Consider the following 19,950-nt stretch of genomic DNA (forward strand, 5'->3'; position numbering starts at 1 on the left):
CCCCCCTCCTCCACCCCCACAAACCCGAAAACCACACCCTCATGCAGGCCATCGGCACCGCATACGCGCTCGGCTCCGACGTCGACTGGCGCACCGTCGTGCCCGACGGCGTGGCCGTGGACCTGCCCACGTACGCGTTCCAGCGGAAGCGGTACTGGCTGGACGGTCCCCCGGTGGCCGACGGGCAGCCCGACGGCGGGCACCCGCTGTTGCCGGTGGCGGTCGAACTGGCCGACGGCGGCGTGGTGCTCACCGGCACGGTGGCCGGCTCGACCCCACCGTGGCTGGCCGGGCACGAGATCGCGGACCGGGTGCTGCTGCCCGGCGCGGCGCTGGTCGAGGCGGCCGCCCATGCCGCGGCGCGCTTCGGCCTGGGGGTCGGTGAGCTGACCCTGACCGCGCCCGTACCGGTCGACACGCCGGTGCGGCTGCGGCTGACCGTCGGTCCCGTCGGGGACGACGACACCCGCCGGGTGGTGATCCACGGCGCTCCGGACGGCACCGGGTGGACCGAGTACGCCAGCGGCCACCTCGCGGCGGTGCCGGAGCAGCCCGCCGCGCAGGGCGCCTGGCCGCCCCCCGACGCCGAACCGGTGGACGTCACCGACGGCTACGACCGGCTCGCTGAGGGCGGCTACCGCTACACGGGGCCGTTCCGGGGGCTACGGCGGCTGTGGCGGCGCGGCGACGACCTCTTCGCGGAGGTGCGCCCCGACCGGCTGCCGTCGGGTGGCTTCGGCCTGCACCCGGCGTTGTTGGACGCCGCGCTGCACCCGCTCGCCCTCGATGCGGTCGACGCGGACGAGGTGCGGGTGCCGTTCGACTGGCGATCGGTCCGGCTGACCGGTGCCGGTGCCGGCGGGCTGCGGGTCGGGCTGACCCGCCGGGGTGACACCTGGGCGCTGGACCTCGCCGACGAGACGGGCCGACCGGTCGCCTCGGTCGGCGCGGTGCGGCTGCGCGGGGTCGGCACCACGCCCACCACCGTGTACGAGCCCGGCTGGGAGCCGGTGACCACCGACGCGGAGTGGACGGGCAGGTACCGTGTCGCCGCCCCGGAGCACTCCGGCGTCGGCGCGGACGAGGCGCACGCGGCGGCGCGGTGGGCGCTGCGCGTCGTGCAGGACCACGACGGTGACGAGCCGCTGCTGATCCGGACCACCGACGACCCGGCCGGCGCGGCGGCCGCCGGCCTGATCCGTACCGCGCAGACCGAGAACCCCGGCCGGTTCGTCCTGCTCACCAGCGACGAGGAGCCCGCCCCGGAGGTGATCCGTCGGGCACTGGCCAGCGGGGAGTCCGAGCTGGCGGTCCGCGACGGCGGGCTGGTGGCGGCCCGGCTGGTCCGCGTCCCGGTCGTACCGGCGTCGTTGTCGCTGCCCGAGGACGGCACGGTGCTGGTCACCGGCGGCACCGGGGCGCTCGGCGCGCTGGTGGCCCGGCACCTGGTCACCCGGCACGGTGCCCGCCGGCTGCTGCTGACCAGCCGGCGCGGCCCGGCGGCCGAGGGCGCCGACGTGCTGGTCGCCGAGTTGGCCGCGGCCGGCGCGCAGGTCGACGTGGTGGCGTGCGACGTCGCCGACCGGGCGGCGGTGGCCGCCCTGCTGGGCGGTGTACCCGCCGCGCACCCGCTCAGCGCGGTGATCCACACGGCGGGCGTCCTCGACGACGGCGCGCTGGCCGCGCTCACCACGGATCGGCTGGCCCGGGTGCTGCGGCCGAAGGTCGACGCGGCGTGGCACCTGCACGAGCTGACCCGCGACCAACCCCTCACCGCGTTCGTGCTGTTCTCCTCGATCACCGGGACGACGGGCACCGCCGGTCAGGCCAACTACGCCGCCGCCAACGCCTACCTCGACGCCCTGGCCCGGCACCGCCGTACCCTCGGGCTGCCCGCTGTCTCCCTGGCCTGGGGCCTGTGGGCGGAGGCGGGCATGGCCACCGGGCTCGACACGACCGGCCTGGCCCGGCTGGCCCGCGCGGGCATCACCCCACTGTCCACCACGGACGGACTGGCCCTGTTCGACGCCTGCCTCGCGGCGGACCGCGCGGTCCTGGCGCCCGCCCGTCTCGACCTCGCCGGCACCCGGCTGGGCCGACGTCGGACCGGGCCCGCGCCGCAGGCGGACCGGGCCGGGGTACGCGAGCTGGTCCGGGCGCAGGTCGCCGACGTGCTCGGGCACGCCGACCCGGGCGCGGTCCGCGCGGACGTGGCGTTCACCGCGCTCGGCTTCGACTCGTTGACCGCGGTCGAGCTGCGTAACCGGCTCGCCGAACGCACCGGGCTGCGGCTGTCGAACACGGTGGTGTTCGACCACCCGTCGGTCGACGCGCTCGCCGCGCACCTGTCCGCGTCGCTGGCGGGCCCGTCCCCCGAGCCGGCCGGCAGCCGACCCGCCGACCCGCCCGCCCCCGTCGACGACGACCCGATCGTGATCGTGGCGATGGCCTGCCGGTACCCGGGCGGCGTCACCGACCCGGAGGGTCTGTGGACGCTGGTGGCCGACGGGGTGGACGCGATCTCGGAGTTCCCGACCGACCGGGGCTGGGGCGACATCCACGACCCGGACCCGGACCGGGCGGGCCACAGCTACACCCGGCACGGGGGGTTCCTGCACGACGCGGGGGCGTTCGACGCCGAACTGTTCGGCCTGAGCCCCCGCGAGGCGCTGACCACCGACCCGCAGCAACGACTGCTGCTGGAGACGGCGTGGGAGGCGTTCGAGCGGGCCGGGATACCGCCGAAGTCCCTGCGGGGCAGCCGGACCGGGGTGTTCGCCGGGGTGATGTACAACGACTACGGCGCGCGGCTGCACCAGGCGGGCACCCCGACGCCGGGCTACGAGGGCTACCTGGTCAGTGGCAGCGCCGGGAGCGTGGCGTCCGGTCGGATCGCGTACACCTTCGGATTGGAGGGGCCGGCGGTCACCGTCGACACCGCCTGCTCGTCCTCCCTGGTCGCCCTGCACCTCGCCGCCCAGGCCCTCCGCACCGGCGAATGCGACCTCGCCCTCGCCGGCGGGGTCACGGTGATGGCCAGCCCAGCCACCTTCATCGAGTTCAGTCGGCAACGTGGGCTCGCGTCGGACGGCCGGTGCAAGCCGTTCGCCGCTGCGTCCGACGGCACCGCCTGGGCGGAGGGGGTGGGATTGTTGCTGGTGGAGCGGCTCTCCGACGCCCGCCGCCACCACCACCGCGTCCTCGCCACCCTCCGCGGCTCAGCCATCAACCAGGACGGCGCCTCCAACGGACTCACCGCACCCAACGGACCCGCCCAGGAACGGGTCATCCGCAGCGCCCTCGACGCCGCCGGGCTCCGCCCCGCCGACGTCGACCTCATCGAAGCCCACGGCACCGGCACCCGACTCGGCGACCCCATCGAAGCCCAGGCACTCCTCAACACGTACGGCCGACACCACACCCCCGACGAACCCGCCTGGCTCGGCTCGCTCAAATCCAACATCGGCCACACCCAGGCCGCCGCCGGAGTGGGCGGCATCATCAAGGTCGTGCAGGCCATCCGGCACGGCCTGCTACCGCCCACCCTGCACGTCGACGAACCCACCCCCCAGGTCGACTGGACCACCGGCAACATCCAACTGCTCACCGAAACCCGCCCCTGGCCGACGACCGGCCAACCCCGCCGCGCCGCCGTCTCCTCCTTCGGCATCAGCGGCACCAACGCCCACGTCATCCTCGAACAGGGCGACCCCACACCAGCACCGGCCACCACACCGACGACGGACGTGGTGCCGTGGCTGTTGTCAGCCGACAGCCCGGCCGCGCTGACCGCACAGGGGCGGCGACTGGCCTGCGTCGACGCGCGTCCGGTCGACATCGGCTGGTCGTTGGCCGCCGGCCGCAGCCTCCTGACCTGCCGCGCGGCGGTGGTCGGCAGGGACCTCGACGAACTCCGCGACGGCCTAACCCGGCTCACCCCCACCGACCCGGTGGACGGGCCCACCGCCTTCGTGTTCACCGGCCAGGGCAGCCAGCGGGCGGACATGGGGCAGGGCCTCGCGGCCCGGTTCCCGGTCTTCGCCGAGGACCTGGCCGAGGTCGGCGCGGCACTGGCGGGCCACCTCGACCGTCCGCTGGCCGAGGTGCTCGTCGACGGTGACCTGCTGGACCGCACCGAGTACGCCCAGCCGGCGATCTTCGCCGTGGAGGTGGCGCTGTGCCGACTGCTGGCCCACTACGGGGTCGTCCCGGACCTGCTGGTCGGGCACTCGGTCGGTGAGCTGGCCGCCGCGCACGTCGCCGGGGTGCTCGACCTGGCCGACGCCGCCACGTTGGTCGCCGCGCGCGGCCGGCTGATGGGCGCCCTGCCCGAGGGCGGCGCCATGGTGTCGGTCCGGGCCGGCGAGGACGAGGTACGGGCGCTGCTGACGCCGGGTGCCGAGATCGCCGCGGTCAACGCCGCCGACGCCGTCGTCGTCTCCGGGGACACCGACGCGGTGCGGGCCGTCGCGGACGCCCTGCGCGACGCCGGCCGGCGGGTCACCCGGCTGCGGGTCAGCCACGCCTTCCACTCGGCGCGGATGGACCCGATCCTGGCCGAGTTCGGGGCGGTCGCGGCCAGCCTGCGGTACCGGGAGCCGACCACACCGATCACCACGCTGCTGCCCGGCTCGCCCACCGACCCGCAGTACTGGGTGCGGCACCTGCGGGAGGCGGTCCGCTTCGCCGACGGGGTGCGGTCCCTGACCGAGCAGGGCGTACGCCGGTTCGTCGAGGTGGGCGCGGACGCCGCGCTCACCCCCGCCATCGCGGCCGGCGCGGTTCCCGTCCTGCGCCGCGACCGTGACGAGGAGGTCGCCTTCGTCACCGCCCTGGCCGCCCTCGGCAACACGGGCGTGCCGGTGGACTGGGCGACGTTCTTCGGTGAGCTGGACGCCCGGCGGGTGGACCTGCCCACCTACCCGTTCCAGCACCAGCGCTACTGGCTGGCCCCGCCGCCCGCCGGGGTGCCGGCGACCGGCCGGGGCGTCGCCGACCATCCGCTGCTCGACGCGGCGGTGGAGCTGCCCGACGGCGGTGTGCTGTGCACCGGCCGGGTCGGCCGCGACACCGCCGGCTGGGTGGCCGACCATGTGCTGCGGGGCGAGACCGTGCTGCCCGGCACCGCGCTGCTGGGCCTGGCGGGTCACGCCGGAGGACACCTGGGCCTGCCCACGGTGGAGCAGTTGACCCTGCACACGCCCCTGGTCCTGCCGGCCGACGGCGCGGTCGAGCTGCGGGTGACGGTGGACGGTGCGGGTGCCGTGACGGTGCACGGAAAGCCGCCCGGCGGCGGCTGGACCCGGCACGCCTCCGGCACCCTGAGCAACCGGGAGCTGCCCCCCGAGGCCGTCGGGGACTGGCCGCCGGCGACGGCCGAGCCGGTGCGGGTGGACTACGCGCGGCTGGCCGACGCGGGCTACGGGTACGGGCCGGACTGCCGGCTGCTGGGCGCGGTGTGGCGGACCGGCGACGAGTGGTACGCCGAGGTCGGCCCGGTCGCACCGGACCACCGCTTCGGGCTGCACCCGGCCCTGCTCGACGCGGCGTTGCACCCGTTGGCGCTGGACCTGCTCGACGACGACCAGACCCGGGTGCCGTACGTGTGGTCGTCGGTGGTCGTACACGCGGGCGGGGTCGGTGAGCTGCGGGCGCGGGTCCGTCGTACCGGGGCGGAGACCGCCGCGCTGACCCTGACCGACGCCGCGGACCGCCCGGTCGCCTCGGCACAGCTCACCGTCCGCGCCGTGCCGCGGGACCTGGCCGACCTGTACGGCGTCCGGTTCGCCCCGGTGGCGGGCGGAACCGGTGGCAGCGCCTTCGTGACCATCGGCCGGGACGTGGGCCTGCCCCGGCACGCGGAGCTGCCCGCGCCGCCCGACGTGGTGGCCCGGACGCACGAGCGCACGGTGGCGGTGGCCGGGCTCCTGCGCCGGTGGCTCGCCGACGGACCGCCGGACACCCCGTTGGTGGTGGTGACCGACCAGTCGGCGGATCCGGCCGACGGGGCGCTGTGGGGCCTGGTGCGGGTGGCCCAGACCGAGCACCCTGGCCGGTTCGTGCTGCTCGACACCGACGGCACGGCGGAGTCCACGGCGCGGGTCGCCGCCGCGGTGGCCACCGGGGAGTCGCAGCTGGTGCTGCGCGAGGGGCGGATCGGGGTGCCCCGGCTGGCCCGGACCCCGGCCCCGCCACCGCGACCCCGGTTCGACCCCGACGCGACGGTGCTGGTGACCGGGGCGGGCGGGGCGCTGGGTGGCCTGGTCGCCCGCCGGTTGGTGACCCGGCACGGGGTGCGCCGGCTGATCCTGCTGAGCCGGCGCGGCGACGCCGGGACCCTGCCCGCCGAGTTGGCCGAGCTGGGGGCGACCGCGCAGGTGGTGGCGTGTGACGCGGCCGACCGGGACGCCCTGGCCCGGGTGCTCGACGCCGTCCCCGCCGCGCATCCGCTCACCGCCGTGGTGCACGCGGCGGGGGTGGTGGCCGACGGGGTGCTGGCCGCCCTGACCCCGCAGCGTTTCGCCGAGGTGCTGCGCCCCAAGGTGGACGCCGCCTGGCACCTGCACGAGCTGACCCGCGACCGGGACCTCACCGCGTTCGTGCTGTTCTCGTCGATCGCCGGGGTGATCGGCAACGCCGGCCAGGCCAACTACGCGGCGGCGAACACGGCGCTGGACGCCCTCGCCGCGCACCGCCGGGCCTCGGGGTTGCCCGCCGTCTCCCTGGCCTGGGGGCTGTGGGACGAGGTGGGGATGGGCGCGACGCTCGACGAGGCGCAGCGCGCCCGGATCGCCCGTACCGGGGTGGTGCCGTTGCCGGTGCAGCGGGGCCTGGCCCTGTTCGACGCCGCGCTCGGCACCGACCAGGCCCTGCTGGTGCCGGCCGCCCTCCGGCCCGAACTGGCCACCGGTCCCGCGCCGGTGCTGGCCGACCTGGTCCGCCCGGTCGCGCCCGACCCGGCGACGCCCCGGTGGCCCGGACGGTTGGCCGGACGCGACCCCGCCGAACAGCACCGGCTGCTGCTGGACCTGGTCCGCACCACGATCGCCGAGGTGCTCGGGCACCGTGACGGCGCCGTGATCGGCGCGGACCGGGGGCTGATGGAGCTGGGCTTCGACTCGCTCACCGGTGTCGAACTGGCCAACCGGCTCGGCGCCGTCACCGGGCTGCACCCGCCGTCGACGCTGGTGTTCGACCACCCCACCCCCGCGGCCCTCGCCCGGTACCTGCGGGCGGAACTGGTCGGTGAGAAACCGGTCGACGGGACGGTCGACGAGGCGGCCCCGCCGGGGCTCGACCAGGTGTCCGACGAGGAGCTGTTCGCCCTGATCGACACGGAACTCGAAGAACGATGACCATCTCCGACGAAAAGGTGGGCGGCATGGCCGACGAGCAGAAGCTGCGCGAGTACCTGCGGCGGGTGACCGACGACCTGCTCCGGACCCGCAGGCGGCTGACCGAGGTGGAACAGGCGGAGCGGGAACCGATCGCGATCGTCTCGGCGGCCTGCCGCTACCCCGGTGACGTGCGGTCGCCGGAGGACCTGTGGCGGCTGGTCGAGTCGGGCACCGACGCGATCAGCGGCTTCCCCGAGGACCGTGGCTGGCCGTTGGACGAGCTGTACGACCCGGACCCGGAGCACGTCGGCACGTCCACCGCCCGGCACGGCGGGTTCCTGCCCGAAGCCGCCGACTTCGACCCGGAGTTCTTCGGGATCAGCCCCCGGGAGGCGCTGAGCATCGACCCGCAGCAGCGCCTGCTGCTGGAGACCGCGTGGGAGGCGGTGGAGCGGGCCGGGATCGCCCCCGACTCGCTGCGCGGCAGCCGGACCGGCGTCTTCGCCGGGGTGATGTACGGCGACTACGGCACCAGGCTTCGGCCCATCCCCGACGGCTTCGAGGGCTACATCGGCACCGGCAGCGCGGGCAGCGTCGCCACCGGCCGGATCTCCTACACCTTTGGCTTCGAGGGGCCGGCGGTGAGCGTGGACACCGCGTGCTCGTCCTCGCTGGTGGCCCTGCACCTGGCCGCCCAGGCCCTGCGGCGGGGCGAGTGCGACCTGGCCCTGGCCGGCGGAGTGACGGTGATCGCCACGCCGGAGCTGTTCGTGGAGTTCAGCCGGCAGCGCGGGCTGTCCCCCGACGGGCGGTGCAAGGCGTTCGCCGCCGCCGCCGACGGGACCGGCTGGGCCGAGGGCGTCGGCCTGGTGCTGGTGGAACGGCTCTCCGACGCCCGCCGCAACGGCCACCCGGTGCTCGCCCTGCTGCGCGGCAGCGCGGTCAACCAGGACGGCACCAGCAGCCAGCTCTCCGCGCCCAACGGGCCGGCACAGCGGCGGGTGATCCGGGCCGCGCTGGCCGGTGCGGGCCTGTCACCGGCCGACGTGGACCTGGTGGAGGCGCACGGCACCGGGACCCGCCTCGGTGACCCCATCGAGGCACAGGCGCTGCTGGCCGTGTACGGCCGCGACCGCGAGGAGCCGCTGTGGCTCGGGTCGCTCAAGTCGAACATCGGGCACACCCAGGCCGCGGCGGGCGTCGGCGGCGTGATCAAGGTGATCGAGGCGATGCGGCACGGCGTCCTGCCGGCCACCCTGCACGTGGACGAGCCCACCCCGCACGTCGACTGGACGGCGGGCCGGGTGCGTCTGCTCACCGAGGCCCGACCGTGGCCGTCGGCCGAGCGTCCCCGGCGGGCGGCGGTGTCGTCGTTCGGGATCAGCGGCACCAACGCGCACGTGATCCTCGAACAGGGCGACCCCGATCCGGCACCGGTGGCGTCCACCCCGGCCCGGCCGGTCCCGGTGCTGCTCTCGGCCCGCACCGCGACCGCGCTCGCCGGCCAGGCCGCCCGGCTCCGGGACCACCTGCGGGCGCACCCGGAGGCCGAACTGCCGGAGCTGGCGCACTCGCTGGCAACCGGCCGTACCCACCTGGCCGAGCGGGCGGTCCTGCTCGCGGCCGACCGGGCCGAACTGCTCTCGGCGCTGGACCCGGTCGCGGCCGGCGAGGCTCCCCCGGTCCGCGGCACGGCGGGCGACCCGGGCGGCGTGGTGTTCGTGTTTCCGGGTCAGGGCAGCCAATGGGCCGGCATGGCCCTCGACCTCTACCACCACGAACCCGTCTTCCACCAAGCCCTCGACGCCTGCGCCACCGCCCTCGCCCCCCACACCACCTGGAACCTCACCCACACCCTCGCCAACCCCCACACCCTCCAACACGCCCACACCGTCCAACCCGCCCTCTGGGCCGTCATGATCTCCCTCGCCACCCTCTGGCAACACCACGGCATCACCCCCCACGCCGTCATCGGCCACTCCCAAGGCGAAATCGCCGCCGCCCACATCGCCGGCGCCCTCACCCTCGAAGACTCCGCCCGCATCATCGCCCTCCGCGCCCAAGCCATCACCACCATCACCGGCCACGGCACCATGGCCTCCATCGCCCTACCCGAGGCCGAGGTGGTGCGGAGGTGGGGCACGTCGGTGGCCGTGGCGGCGGTGAACGGCCCGCACGCGACCGTCGTCGCCGGTGCGCCGGAGGTGCTCGCCGGGATCGTCGCCGCCTGCGCGGCCGAGGACGTCCGCGCCAAGCTCCTCCCGGTCGACTACGCCTCGCACTCCCCGCAAGTCGAGCCGCTGCGCGAGCCGCTGGCGGCGGCGTTGGCGGACATCCGGCCCCGGCCGGCGGACATCCCGTTCTACTCGACGGTGACCGGGCAGCCGCTGGACACCACCACCCTGACCGCCGACTACTGGTTCACCAACCTGCGCCGCACCGTCCAGTTCGAGCGCACCGTGCGGCGGCTGCACGCCGACGGGCACACGACGTTCCTGGAGGTCAGCCCGCACCCGGTGCTGACCGGCGTGACCGAGGAGATCACCGGGGGCACCGCGCTGGGCACGCTACGCCGGGACGAGGGCGACCGGCGGCGGTTCCTCACCGCGCTCGCCGACGCATATGTGGCGGGCCTGCCGGTCGACTGGCGGCCGGCGTACGACGCGGACGCCCGGCCGGTGGAACTGCCCACGTACGCGTTCGCCCGTACCCCCTACTGGTTGGAGGCCCCGGCGGGCCCGGCGGACGCCACCGGCCTCGGCCTGACCCCGGCCGGCCACCCCCTGCTCGGCGCGGCCGTCGAGCTGGCCGACGACGACGGCCTGGTGCTCACCGGCCGGCTGTCCCGCGACCGTCACCGCTGGTTGGCCGACCACACGGTCGCCGGGGTGCCCCTGGTGCCCGGCGCGGTCTTCGTCGAGCTGGCGGCCCAGGCCGCCGACGCGGCCGGGGCGGCCGGAGTCGCCGAGCTGACCCTCCAGACGCCGTGCGTGCTGCCCGAACGGGGCGGGGTGGACGTGCAGGTGCAGGTCCGCGACGGCGCGCTCACCGTGCACACGCGTACCGACGGCGGGTCGTGGACCCGCAACGCCGCCGGTGTCCTGCTCACCGACGACGACGCCGTGCCGGCCACCCTGGACGTCTGGCCGCCCCGGGGCGCGGTGCCGGTGGACATCTCGGCGCTCTACCCCATGCTCGCCGAGGCGGGTTACCAGTACGGCCCGGCCTTCCAGGGGCTGCGGGCGGCGTGGCGGCGCGACGACGAGGTCTACGCCGAGGCCCGGCTGCCGGAAGGGTGGTCCGCCGAGGGGTTCGGGCTGCACCCGGCGCTGCTCGACGCGGCGCTGCACGCCCTGGCCGCCGGGGACTTCCTCGGTGCCGGCGTCCGGCTGCCGTTCGCCTGGACCGGAATCCGGACGTACGCCACGGGCGCGGACACGGTCCGGGTGCGCATCCGTCCGGCGGGCACCGACACGGTGACGGTGGAGCTGGCCGACGGCACCGGCGCCCCGGTGGCCGGGATCGGGTCGCTGGTGCTGCGGGCCGCCCCGGCGGCCGGGTCGGCCGCCGCCGGCACGGCGGACGTGCTGGTGCTCGACTGGCACCCGCTGCCCCTGCCCGACGACGCCGCCGCACCGCCGGATCTGCTGGTGGTGGCGTCGTCCGACCCGGACGATCCGGTGGCGGCGACGCACCGGCTGGTCACCACCACCGCGGGCGTGCTCGCCGCCCGGCTGGCCGAGGACCGGGGCGCGGTCGTGGTCACCCGCAACGGCGTGACGGCCCGGCCCGGCGACCCCGCCCCGGATCTGGCGCACGCCGCCCTCTGGGGGTTGCTGCGCAGTGCCCAGACGGAGAACCCGGACCGCTTCACCGTGGTGGACACCGACGGGTTGGCCGCCTCGGAGGCGGCCGTCGCCGCCGCCGCCGCGACGGGTGAACCGCAGGTTGCGGTCCGGGAGGGGCAGGCCTACGTGCCCCGCCTCGCCCGTGCGGGGGCGTCGCCCGCCCTGGCGCCCCCGCCGGGGGCGTGGCGGCTGGACACCCCCGGCGGCACGGTCGACGACCTGCGCCTGGTGGAGCGGGCGGACGCCCCGCCGGCGTCGGGACAGGTACGCGTCGCGGTGCGCGCCTGCGGGCTGAACTTCCGCGACGTGCTCACCGCGCTGGGCATGGTCCCGGTGGGGGCGCCGCTGGGTGCCGAGGGCGCAGGCGTCGTCGTCGAGGTCGGGGCCGGTGTCACCGGTTTCGCCCCCGGCGACCGGGTGTTCGGGCTCATCCAGGGCGCGATCGGGCCGTCCGCCACGGTGGACGCGCGACTGCTGGCCCACGTGCCCGAGGGTTGGTCGTTCACCCAGGCCGCGACCGCGCCCGCGGTCTTCACCACCGCATACCACGCCCTGGTCACCCTGGCCGACCTGCGGCCCGGCGAGTCGGTGCTGATCCACTCGGCCGCCGGTGGGGTGGGGCTGGCCGCCACCCAACTGGCCCGGCACCTCGGCGCCGAGGTGTACGGCACGGCCAGCCCGGCGAAGTGGCCGGCGCTGGACCTGGACGAGGCGCACCTGGCGTCCTCGCGGACCACCGCCTTCGCCGACCGGTTCGACCGGGTGGACGTGGTGCTCAACTCCCTGACCGGTGAGTTCATCGACGCCTCGCTGCGGTTGCTGGGCCCCGGCGGCCGGTTCGTGGAGCTGGGCATCGCGGACCTCCGCTCCGCCGACCAGCTCCCGGCCGGCGTGCGGTACGCGGCGTTCGAACTGCTGGACCTGGACGTCGCCCAGGTCCAGGGCATCTTCGCCGAGGTGGTGCGGCTGATCGGGCAGGGCGTGTTCCGGCCGCTGCCGGTGACCGCGTGGGACGTCCGCCGCGCCACCGAGGCGGTGCGCCACTTCAGCCAGGCCCGGCAGGTCGGCAAGATCGCCCTGACCATGCCCGTGCCGCCGGACCCGGACGGCACGATCCTGGTGACCGGTGGCACCGGCGCGTTGGGCAGCCTGGTCGCCCGGCACCTGGCCCGGGAGCACGGCGCGCGGCACCTGCTGCTGGTCAGCCGCTCCGGGCCCGCCGCTCCGGGGGCCGCCGAACTCGTCGCGGAGCTGGCCGGGGCGGGGGCGCGGGCGGAGGTGGTCGCCGCCGACACCGCCGACCGGGACGCGGTGGCCGGCCTGCTGGCGGCGATCCCACCCGAGCACCCGCTCACCGCGGTGGTGCACACCGCCGGGGTGCTGGACGACGGCGTGTTGGGCTCGCTCACCCCGGAGAAGATCGCCACGGTGCTCGCCCCGAAGGTGGACGCCGCCTGGCACCTGCACGAGTTGACCCGGGATCTGGACCTGGCGGCGTTCGTGCTGTTCTCGTCCGCCTCCGGCCTGCTCGGCGGCGCGGGTCAGGGCAACTACGCGGCGGCCAACGCGTTCCTCGACGCGCTCGCCGTCGCCCGACGACGGGCCGGCCTGCCCGCGGTGGCACAGGCCTGGGGCATGTGGGCGCAGGCCACCGGCATGACCGGCCACCTGGGCCGCACCGACCTGGGCCGCATCCAACGCGGTGGTCTGCTGCCGATCTCCGCTGCGCAGGGGATGGCCCTGTTCGACGCGACCTGGACAGGTGACCGACCCGGGTTCGTGCCGGCGCCGCTGCACCTCGCCCGGGGGCGTACCGGGTCGGGGGTGGTGCCCGCCGTGCTGCGCGGCCTGGTCCGGCCGCCCCGCCGGGCCGCCCGCTCGGTGGCGGCGGCGTCGCCGGACTCGCTGCGCGACCGGCTGCTCCCGCTGTCGCCGCAGGAGCGGACCGCACAACTGGTGGACCTGGTACGGGCCCAGATCGCCGCGGTGCTCGGCCACACCGACCCGGACTCCGTCGTGGTGGACCGCGCGTTCAAGGAGATCGGGTTCGACTCGTTGACCGCCGTGGAGCTGCGCAACCGGTTGAGCACGGTCACCGGCCTGCGGCTGCCACCGACCGTGGTGTTCGACCGGCCGACGCCGGCCGAACTGGCCGCCCACCTGCGCGACAGGCTCGTGCCGCCGGACCGGCCCGACACCGCCACCGCGTCCGGGGGCGGCGACGCCGGGCCGGAGCGGGTGGCCGGCGGAGCACCGGCGCAGATCGAGTCGGCGACGGTCGAGGAGATCTTCGACTTCATCGACTCCCAACTCGGCCGCGCCGCGCGGTCGGACTACCAGGAGGCCGACGCGAGATGACCGGGACGCGCGAGGAGAAGCTGGTCGAGTACCTCAAGTGGGTGACCACCGAACTCCAGGAGACCAGGGCGGAGCTGGCCCGGACGCGGGAGGCGGCCCACGAGCCGATCGCCGTCGTGTCGGCCGCCTGCCGGTTGCCGGGCGGGATTCGGTCCGCCGACGACCTGTGGCGGGTGGTCGCGGACGGGGTCGACGTGATCGGGGAGTTCCCGTCGGACCGGGGCTGGGCGGTGGACGACATCTACGCCGCCGCACCCGGGCACCGCCGCCGCGGCGGGTTCCTGGCCGACGCCGCCGGATTCGACGCGGAGTTCTTCGGCATCGGTCCCCGCGAGGCCACCGCGATGGACCCGCAGCACCGGCTGCTGCTGGAGACCTCCTGGGAGGCGGTGGAGCTGGCCGGGGTCGACCCGACGTCGCTGCGCGGCAGCCGGACCGGGGTGTTCGCCGGGGTGGTCTCGCAGAACTACGCCGCGTACGGGGCACCCGCCGAGCTGACCGGCCACCTGATGACCGGAACGGCGACCAGCCTGGCGTCCGGCCGGGTCGCCTACCTGCTGGGGTTGCGGGGGCCGGCGGTCACGCTCGACACGGCGTGCTCGTCGTCGCTGGTCGGCCTGCACCTGGCCGCCCGGTCGCTGCGTCACCGCGAGTGCGATCTGGCGCTGGCCGGCGGAGTGACCGTGATGGCCACCCCCGCCCTGTTGGCCGAGTTCGTCACCCAGGGCGGGCTGTCCCCGGACGGGCGGTGCAAGGCGTTCGCGGCGGCGGCCGACGGGACGGGGTTCGCAGAGGGGGTCGGGGTGCTGCTGTTGGAGCGGCTCTCCGACGCCCGCCGCAACGGCCGGCGGGTGCTCGCGGTGCTGCGGGGTTCGGCGGTCAACCAGGACGGCGCGTCGAACGGGCTGACCGCGCCCAGCGGCCCCGCCCAGGAGGACGTGATCCGGGCGGCCCTGGCCGACGCGGGACTGCGGCCGTCCGAGGTGGACCTCGTGGAGGCACACGGTACGGGCACCCGGCTGGGTGACCCGATCGAGGCCGCCGCCCTGATCGCCACGTACGGCCAGGACCGGGACGAGCCGCTGTGGCTGGGGTCGCTGAAGTCCAACATCGGGCACACCCAGACGGCAGCCGGGGTGGCGGGCCTGATCAAGGTGATCCAGGCGCTGCGGCACGAGGTGCTGCCCCGCACCCTGCACGTGGAAGCCCCGACCCCGCAGGTGGACTGGGCCGACGGGGCGGTCCGGCTGCTGACCGGGAACCGGCCGTGGCCGCGCGGGCAGCGGCCCCGGCGGGCCGGGGTGTCCTCGTTCGGGATCAGCGGCACCAACGCCCACGTGGTGATCGAGGAGGGTGACCCGGATCCGGCGCGGCCGGTCGGGCCTCCCCCGCACCCGGTGGCGTGGCTGCTCAGCGCCCGGACCGAGAGCGCGGTGCGGGAGCAGGCCGCCCGGCTGCGCGAACACCTGGCGACCCGGCCCCTCGACCCGGTCGACGTGGCCTACTCGCTGGCCACCACGCGGACCGCGTTCACCCACCGGACGGCGGTGGTGGCCGCCGACCACGACGGCCTGCTGCGCGGCCTCGCCTCGGTGGCCTCGGCGGCGGCGGTGACCGGCACCGCCGTGACCGGGCGCACCGGTTTCCTCTTCGCCGGGCAGGGCAGTCAGCGGGTGGGCATGGGTCGCCAGTTGGCCGCGGCCTTCCCCGCGTTCGCCGACGCCTGGCGGCAGGTGGCCGTCGCCCTCGACCGGCACCTGGACCGGCCGCTGGACGAGGTGGTCGACGACGAGGACCTACTGCACCGCACGGCGTACGCGCAACCCGCGCTGTTCGCCCTGGAGGTGGCCCTGGTGCGGTTGCTGGCGGGCTGGGGTCTGCGACCGGATCTGCTGCTCGGGCACTCGGTGGGCGAGCTGGTGGCAGCGCACGTGGCGGGGGTGCTCGACCTGGCCGACGCCGCCGCGCTGGTGGTGGCGCGCGGCGCGGTGATGCAGGCGGTGCCGGTCGGCGGCGCGATGGTGTCGGTCCGGGCGGGCGAGGAGGAGGTACGGGCATCCCTCGTCGGCCGTGAGCACCAGGTGTCCGTCGCCGCGGTCAACGGCCCGTCGGCGACGGTCGTCTCCGGTGACCTGGCGGCGGTGGAGGAGGTCGCCGCGTACTGGACGTCGGTCGGGCACAAGACCACCCGCCTGCGGGTCAGCCACGCGTTCCACTCACCGCACCTGGACCCGGTGCTGGCGGATTTCCGGCGGGTCGCCGAGGGGGTACGCCACCACCCGCCCGCCGTGCCGGTGGTGTCGAACCTGATCGGCGGGGTGGTCGAGGAGTTCGACGCCGAGCACTGGGTTCGGCACGTACGCGAGGCGGTGCGCTTCGCCGACGGCGTGGCCGCGGCGGAGACGGCGGGGGTCCGCCGGTTCGTGGAGATCGGACCGGACGCGGTGCTGTGCACCCTGGCCGGGGAGAGCGCCCCGCAGGTGCCCGCCGTGCCGGCCCTGCGCCGGGACGAGCCCGAGGCGTTGACCGTCGTGCGGGCCCTGGCGGCGGCGCACAGCACGGGCGCGGCGGTGGACTGGCGGGCCTTCCTCGGTGGCCGGGGCTCGGTGGTGCCGCTGCCGACCTACCCGTTTGCGCACCGTCGCTACTGGGTCTCCGCACCGCCGGACCGGCCGACCACCACCGGGCCGACCACCACCGAACCGACGGCGGAAGCCCCGGCGGAACCGGTGGCGGGAGCCCCGGCGGAACCGGAGCTGATCGACCTGGTCCGGCTCCATGCCGCCGCCGTCCTCGGTCACGACGCGCCGGAGTCGATCCGGCCCGACGACAACTTCCTGGAGATCGGCTTCTCGTCCTTCACCACGCTGGAGGTGCGCAACCGCCTCTGCGAGAGCACCGGCCTGGACCTGTCGCCGATCGTGCTCTTCGACCATCCCACCCCGGCCGCCCTGGCCGAGCACCTGCGGGAGCGGCTCGCGGACCCGGCATGACCACCGCCGGGCGTCGCGCCGGCGGATCGCGGACGGACCGGGGAGGCGGGCCGGCCCCGACGGCCGGAGCGCTATACGCCGGCTGCCGGATCGCCGCCGGCCGGTCAGCGGGGCAGGCTCTCCGCCCGGCCTGCGGCCGTCCGGGGTCGCGGTTCGGGTGGTGGCGTCGCGAAGGCACGCAGGAAGGTGTCCACCCCGGCGACGACCGCGCGTTCCAGCTCGTCGGGGTCGACCGGGCGGGTGCCGAGGGCGCTCATCGCGGGCAGTTCGTCGGTGAGCAGGGCGACGAACTGCCGGGCGGCGCGGATCGGGTCCTCGATGGTCAGGTAGCCGGCGTTGGCGAGCCGGGCCAGCCGGCCCGCCAGCGCCTCGGTCGCCTGGTTGGGCCCGCTGGCCAGGACGGCGTCGAACAGGTCGGGGAACCGGCCGATCTCGGCGTGCAGCAACCGGCGCAGCGCCGAGGACTGCTCGTCGACGAAGCACTCGGCCAGCCGCAGGCCGACGGTGTTGAGGTGGTTGCGCAGGTCCTGCGGATCGGTGGGGAAGGTCTGGAGCGCGGCCAGGGTCTTGGCGTTCGAGCGGGCGGCGATCTCGGCCAGGACGTGCCGGAACAGGTTCTCCTTGCCACCGAGGTGGTTGTAGATGGTCGGCTTCGCCACGCCGGCCTCGGCCGCGATCACGTCGATGCTGGCCTGGCCGTAGCCCTCGCGGGCGAAGACGCGCAGGGCCGCGCCGATGATCGCCTGTCGCTTGTCCAGCCTGCCGCGCGGTGTGGTCGGGGTCTCGCCGTCAGTCATTCCGCCATGCTACCGTCCAGTGCGTCAAAATGAACTGGCCAGTTCAATCTATCGAACCGATCCGACAATCCGGAGACGGCCATGACCCAACCCCAGTCCGACCGCCTCGACGCCCCGCTGCTGCGCCTGCTCGGCGTGATGGTGCTCGGTGGTGTGATGTCCTACTTCGACGCGACGATCATCAACGTCAGCGTCGAGACCCTGACCGCGCGGTTCAGCGCCTCGCTCGGCACGATCTCCTGGGTCGCCACCGGCTACCTGCTCGCCGTGGCGGTCGCCATCCCCCTGGCGGGCTGGTCCGTGGCCCGCTTCGGGGCCAAGCGGGTGTGGCTGACCGCCCTGACCCTGTTCCTGGTCGGCTCGGCGCTGTGCGCGCTGGCCTGGGACGTGGGCAGCCTGATCGCGTTCCGGGTGTTCCAGGGCTTCGCCGGTGGCCTGCTCGAACCGATCATGCTCACCGTCGTCGCCACCGCCGCCGGCCCGGGCCGGATGGGCCGGGCGATGGGCCTGATCTCGATCCCGATCACGCTGGGACCGGTCCTCGGCCCGATCATCGGCGGCCTGATCCTGCAGAACCTGACCTGGCAATGGATTTTCCTGGTCAACGTGCCCATCGCGCTGCTGGCCATCGTGCTCGCCCTGGTGGTGCTCAGGGACGAGCGTCCCGCGCCGGGCAGCGCCCCGCCCCTGGATTTGCTCGGCGTCGCGCTGCTCTCCCCCGGCTTCGCCGCCCTGATCTACGCCCTGTCCCAGGCGGGGAGCGCGGGCTTCGGCGCCACCCGGGTGCTGGTCGGGATCGTGCTGGGCGTGCTGCTGATCGGCGCGTACGTCGTCCACGCGCTGCGCACCGCACACCCGCTGATCGACCTGAGGCTGTTCGCCAGCCGGGGATTCAGCTCCAGCGTGGTGACCATGTTCCTGCTCGGCAGTATGCTGTTCTCGCTGCTGTTCCTGCTCCCGCTGTTCTACCAGCAGGTACGCGGCGAGAGCGTGCTCGCGGCCGGCCTGCTGCTCATGCCATTGGGGCTGGGGACGATGCTCGGGATGCCGATCGCCGGCAAGCTCGCCGACACCTTCGGCCCCCGGGGGCTGGTGCCGACCGGCGCGGTGCTGATCGGGCTCAGCACCCTCGTCTACACCGGCGCCGACCCGGGCACCTCGCAGGTCCTGCTCACCGCCGCCCAGCTGGTGACCGGCTTCGGTCTGGGCCTGGTCGGGGCACCCACCATGGGCGCGGTGTACCGGACCGTGCCCGCCGAGGCGATGGGCGGCGCGACCGGCACGTTGTTCATCCTCAACCAGATCGGCGCGTCGCTGGGCGTCGCGGTGGTGGCGCTCATCGTGCAAAGCGGCCTGACCGACGGCCGGACGCCCGCCGACGCCTTCGACGGCGCGTTCTGGTGGACCGTCGCCGGGGCCGTGGTGGTCGCCCTGGCGAGCCTGTTCCTGCCGGGACGCCCGCAGCCCACCGCCACCGCCCCCGCCGACGTGCCCGCGCACGCCTGACCCCCGACCAGCCCGGGGCCGGTCCGTCGCATCCCCTCACCCCCGGACCGGCCCCGACCAGACCCAGAAGGGCACCCGCCATGACCGACTCGTTCCCGGTCTCCGTTCTCGACGTCGTCCCCGTCTGGAACGGCTCGACCGCCACCCGCGCGTTGCGCGACTCCCTCGACCTCGCGGTCGCCGTGGAGCAGCTCGGCTACACCCGCTACTGGGTCGCCGAACACCACAACACCCCCTGCCTGGCGACGGCGACGCCGCCGGTCCTGGTCGGCGCGCTGCTCGCGGCCACCCGGACGCTGCGGGTCGGCTCCGGCGGCGTACTGCTGCCCAACCATGCCCCGCTGGTGGTGGCCGAGCAGTTCGGCACCCTCGCCGCGTTGCACCCCGGCCGGGTCGACCTCGGCGTGGGCCGGGCACCGGGCACCGACGCCGTCACCGCCCGCGCCCTGCGCCGGGCACCGGACGGCGCCGACCAGTTCCCCGGCGAACTGGCCGAGTTGCTGGGCTACTTCGGCCCGGCGGCCCAGCCCCGGGCCATCACCGCGGTCGCCGCCGCCGAGTCCACGGTGCCGGTCTGGGTGCTCGGGTCCAGCCCCGGCAGCGCCCGGCTGGCCGGATCGCTCGGTCTGCCGTACGCGTTCGCCCACCAGATCAGCCCGACCCTCACCGCCACCGCGTTCGAGATCTACCGGGAGTCGTTCCGACCGTCGGGCCACCTGGACCGGCCGCACGCGATCCTGTCCGCCGTGGTCGTGGCGGGCGAGAGCGACGAGCACGCCGAGAAGCTGATCGCCCCGTACCTGCTCGGCCAGATCCGGCTGCGCACCAGCGGCCGGCTCGACCCGTTCCCCACCGCGGCGGAGGAGGAGTCGCACCGCTACACCGCACCGGAACGGGCCTTCGTCGCGGACCGCATCGCCGGCCAGGTGGTCGGCGGCCCGGAAACCCTGCGTCACCGCGTCGCCCAGCTACGGGCCGAGACCGGCGCGGACGAGCTGATGGGCCTCACCATCCTCCCGGACGCCACGGACCGCCACCGGTCCTACGCGCTGCTGGCGGATGCAGTCCGCCCGGCGGTCACGCACGCGTGACCGCCGCGGGAATTGTTTAG

The 19,950-nt window shown here is 75.5% G+C and carries 5 protein-coding genes and 1 pseudogene; 5 read left to right on the forward strand and 1 reads right to left on the reverse strand.

What is annotated here, in order from left to right; translation table 11 throughout:
* The first annotated feature begins 41 nt into the window (after positions 1–41).
* From B5D80_RS17105 to B5D80_RS33925, 3 genes and pseudogenes are all read left to right on the forward strand, one after another.
* Positions 42–7,355 (forward strand): type I polyketide synthase, encoded by a 7,314-nt coding sequence (locus B5D80_RS17105; protein WP_088644884.1) that lies wholly within the window; start codon positions 42–44, stop codon positions 7,353–7,355.
* Positions 7,356–7,381: 26 nt separating this feature from the next.
* Positions 7,382–13,543, forward strand: a complete 6,162-nt coding sequence (locus B5D80_RS17110; protein WP_088644945.1) for a type I polyketide synthase — start codon at positions 7,382–7,384, stop codon at positions 13,541–13,543.
* 14 nt (positions 13,544–13,557) lie between these two features.
* A pseudogene (locus B5D80_RS33925) lies at positions 13,558–16,536 on the forward strand (type I polyketide synthase); the annotation flags it as partial.
* A gap of 104 nt (positions 16,537–16,640) precedes the next feature.
* Here the strand turns inward: B5D80_RS33925 and B5D80_RS17120 are convergent.
* Positions 16,641–17,333, reverse strand: coding sequence for a TetR/AcrR family transcriptional regulator (locus tag B5D80_RS17120; RefSeq protein WP_088644886.1), 693 nt, complete (start codon positions 17,331–17,333; stop codon positions 16,641–16,643).
* Positions 17,334–17,414: 81 nt separating this feature from the next.
* Between B5D80_RS17120 and B5D80_RS17125 the strand changes: the two genes are divergently transcribed.
* Positions 17,415–18,839: a DHA2 family efflux MFS transporter permease subunit gene (locus tag B5D80_RS17125; protein WP_088644887.1), complete on the forward strand. Its 1,425-nt coding sequence runs from the start codon at positions 17,415–17,417 to the stop codon at positions 18,837–18,839.
* A gap of 80 nt (positions 18,840–18,919) precedes the next feature.
* Complete coding sequence (locus B5D80_RS17130) at positions 18,920–19,930, forward strand: LLM class flavin-dependent oxidoreductase (RefSeq protein WP_088644888.1); 1,011 nt, start codon at positions 18,920–18,922, stop codon at positions 19,928–19,930.
* Positions 19,931–19,950: the final 20 nt, after the last annotated feature.

It is taken from the genome of Micromonospora wenchangensis (assembly GCF_002210435.1).
GTDB classification, from domain to species: Bacteria; Actinomycetota; Actinomycetes; order Mycobacteriales; family Micromonosporaceae; genus Micromonospora; species Micromonospora wenchangensis.

Excerpts from the sequence above, each read along its gene's own strand:
- B5D80_RS17120 (WP_088644886.1), bottom strand. The coding sequence starts at position 17,333 with ATGACTGACGGCGAGACCCCGACCACACCGCGCGGCAGGCTGGACAAG.
- B5D80_RS17110 (WP_088644945.1), top strand. The coding sequence starts at position 7,382 with ATGGCCGACGAGCAGAAGCTGCGCGAGTACCTGCGGCGGGTGACCGAC.
- B5D80_RS17105 (WP_088644884.1), top strand. The coding sequence starts at position 42 with ATGCAGGCCATCGGCACCGCATACGCGCTCGGCTCCGACGTCGACTGG.
- B5D80_RS17125 (WP_088644887.1), top strand. The coding sequence starts at position 17,415 with ATGACCCAACCCCAGTCCGACCGCCTCGACGCCCCGCTGCTGCGCCTG.
- B5D80_RS17130 (WP_088644888.1), top strand. The coding sequence starts at position 18,920 with ATGACCGACTCGTTCCCGGTCTCCGTTCTCGACGTCGTCCCCGTCTGG.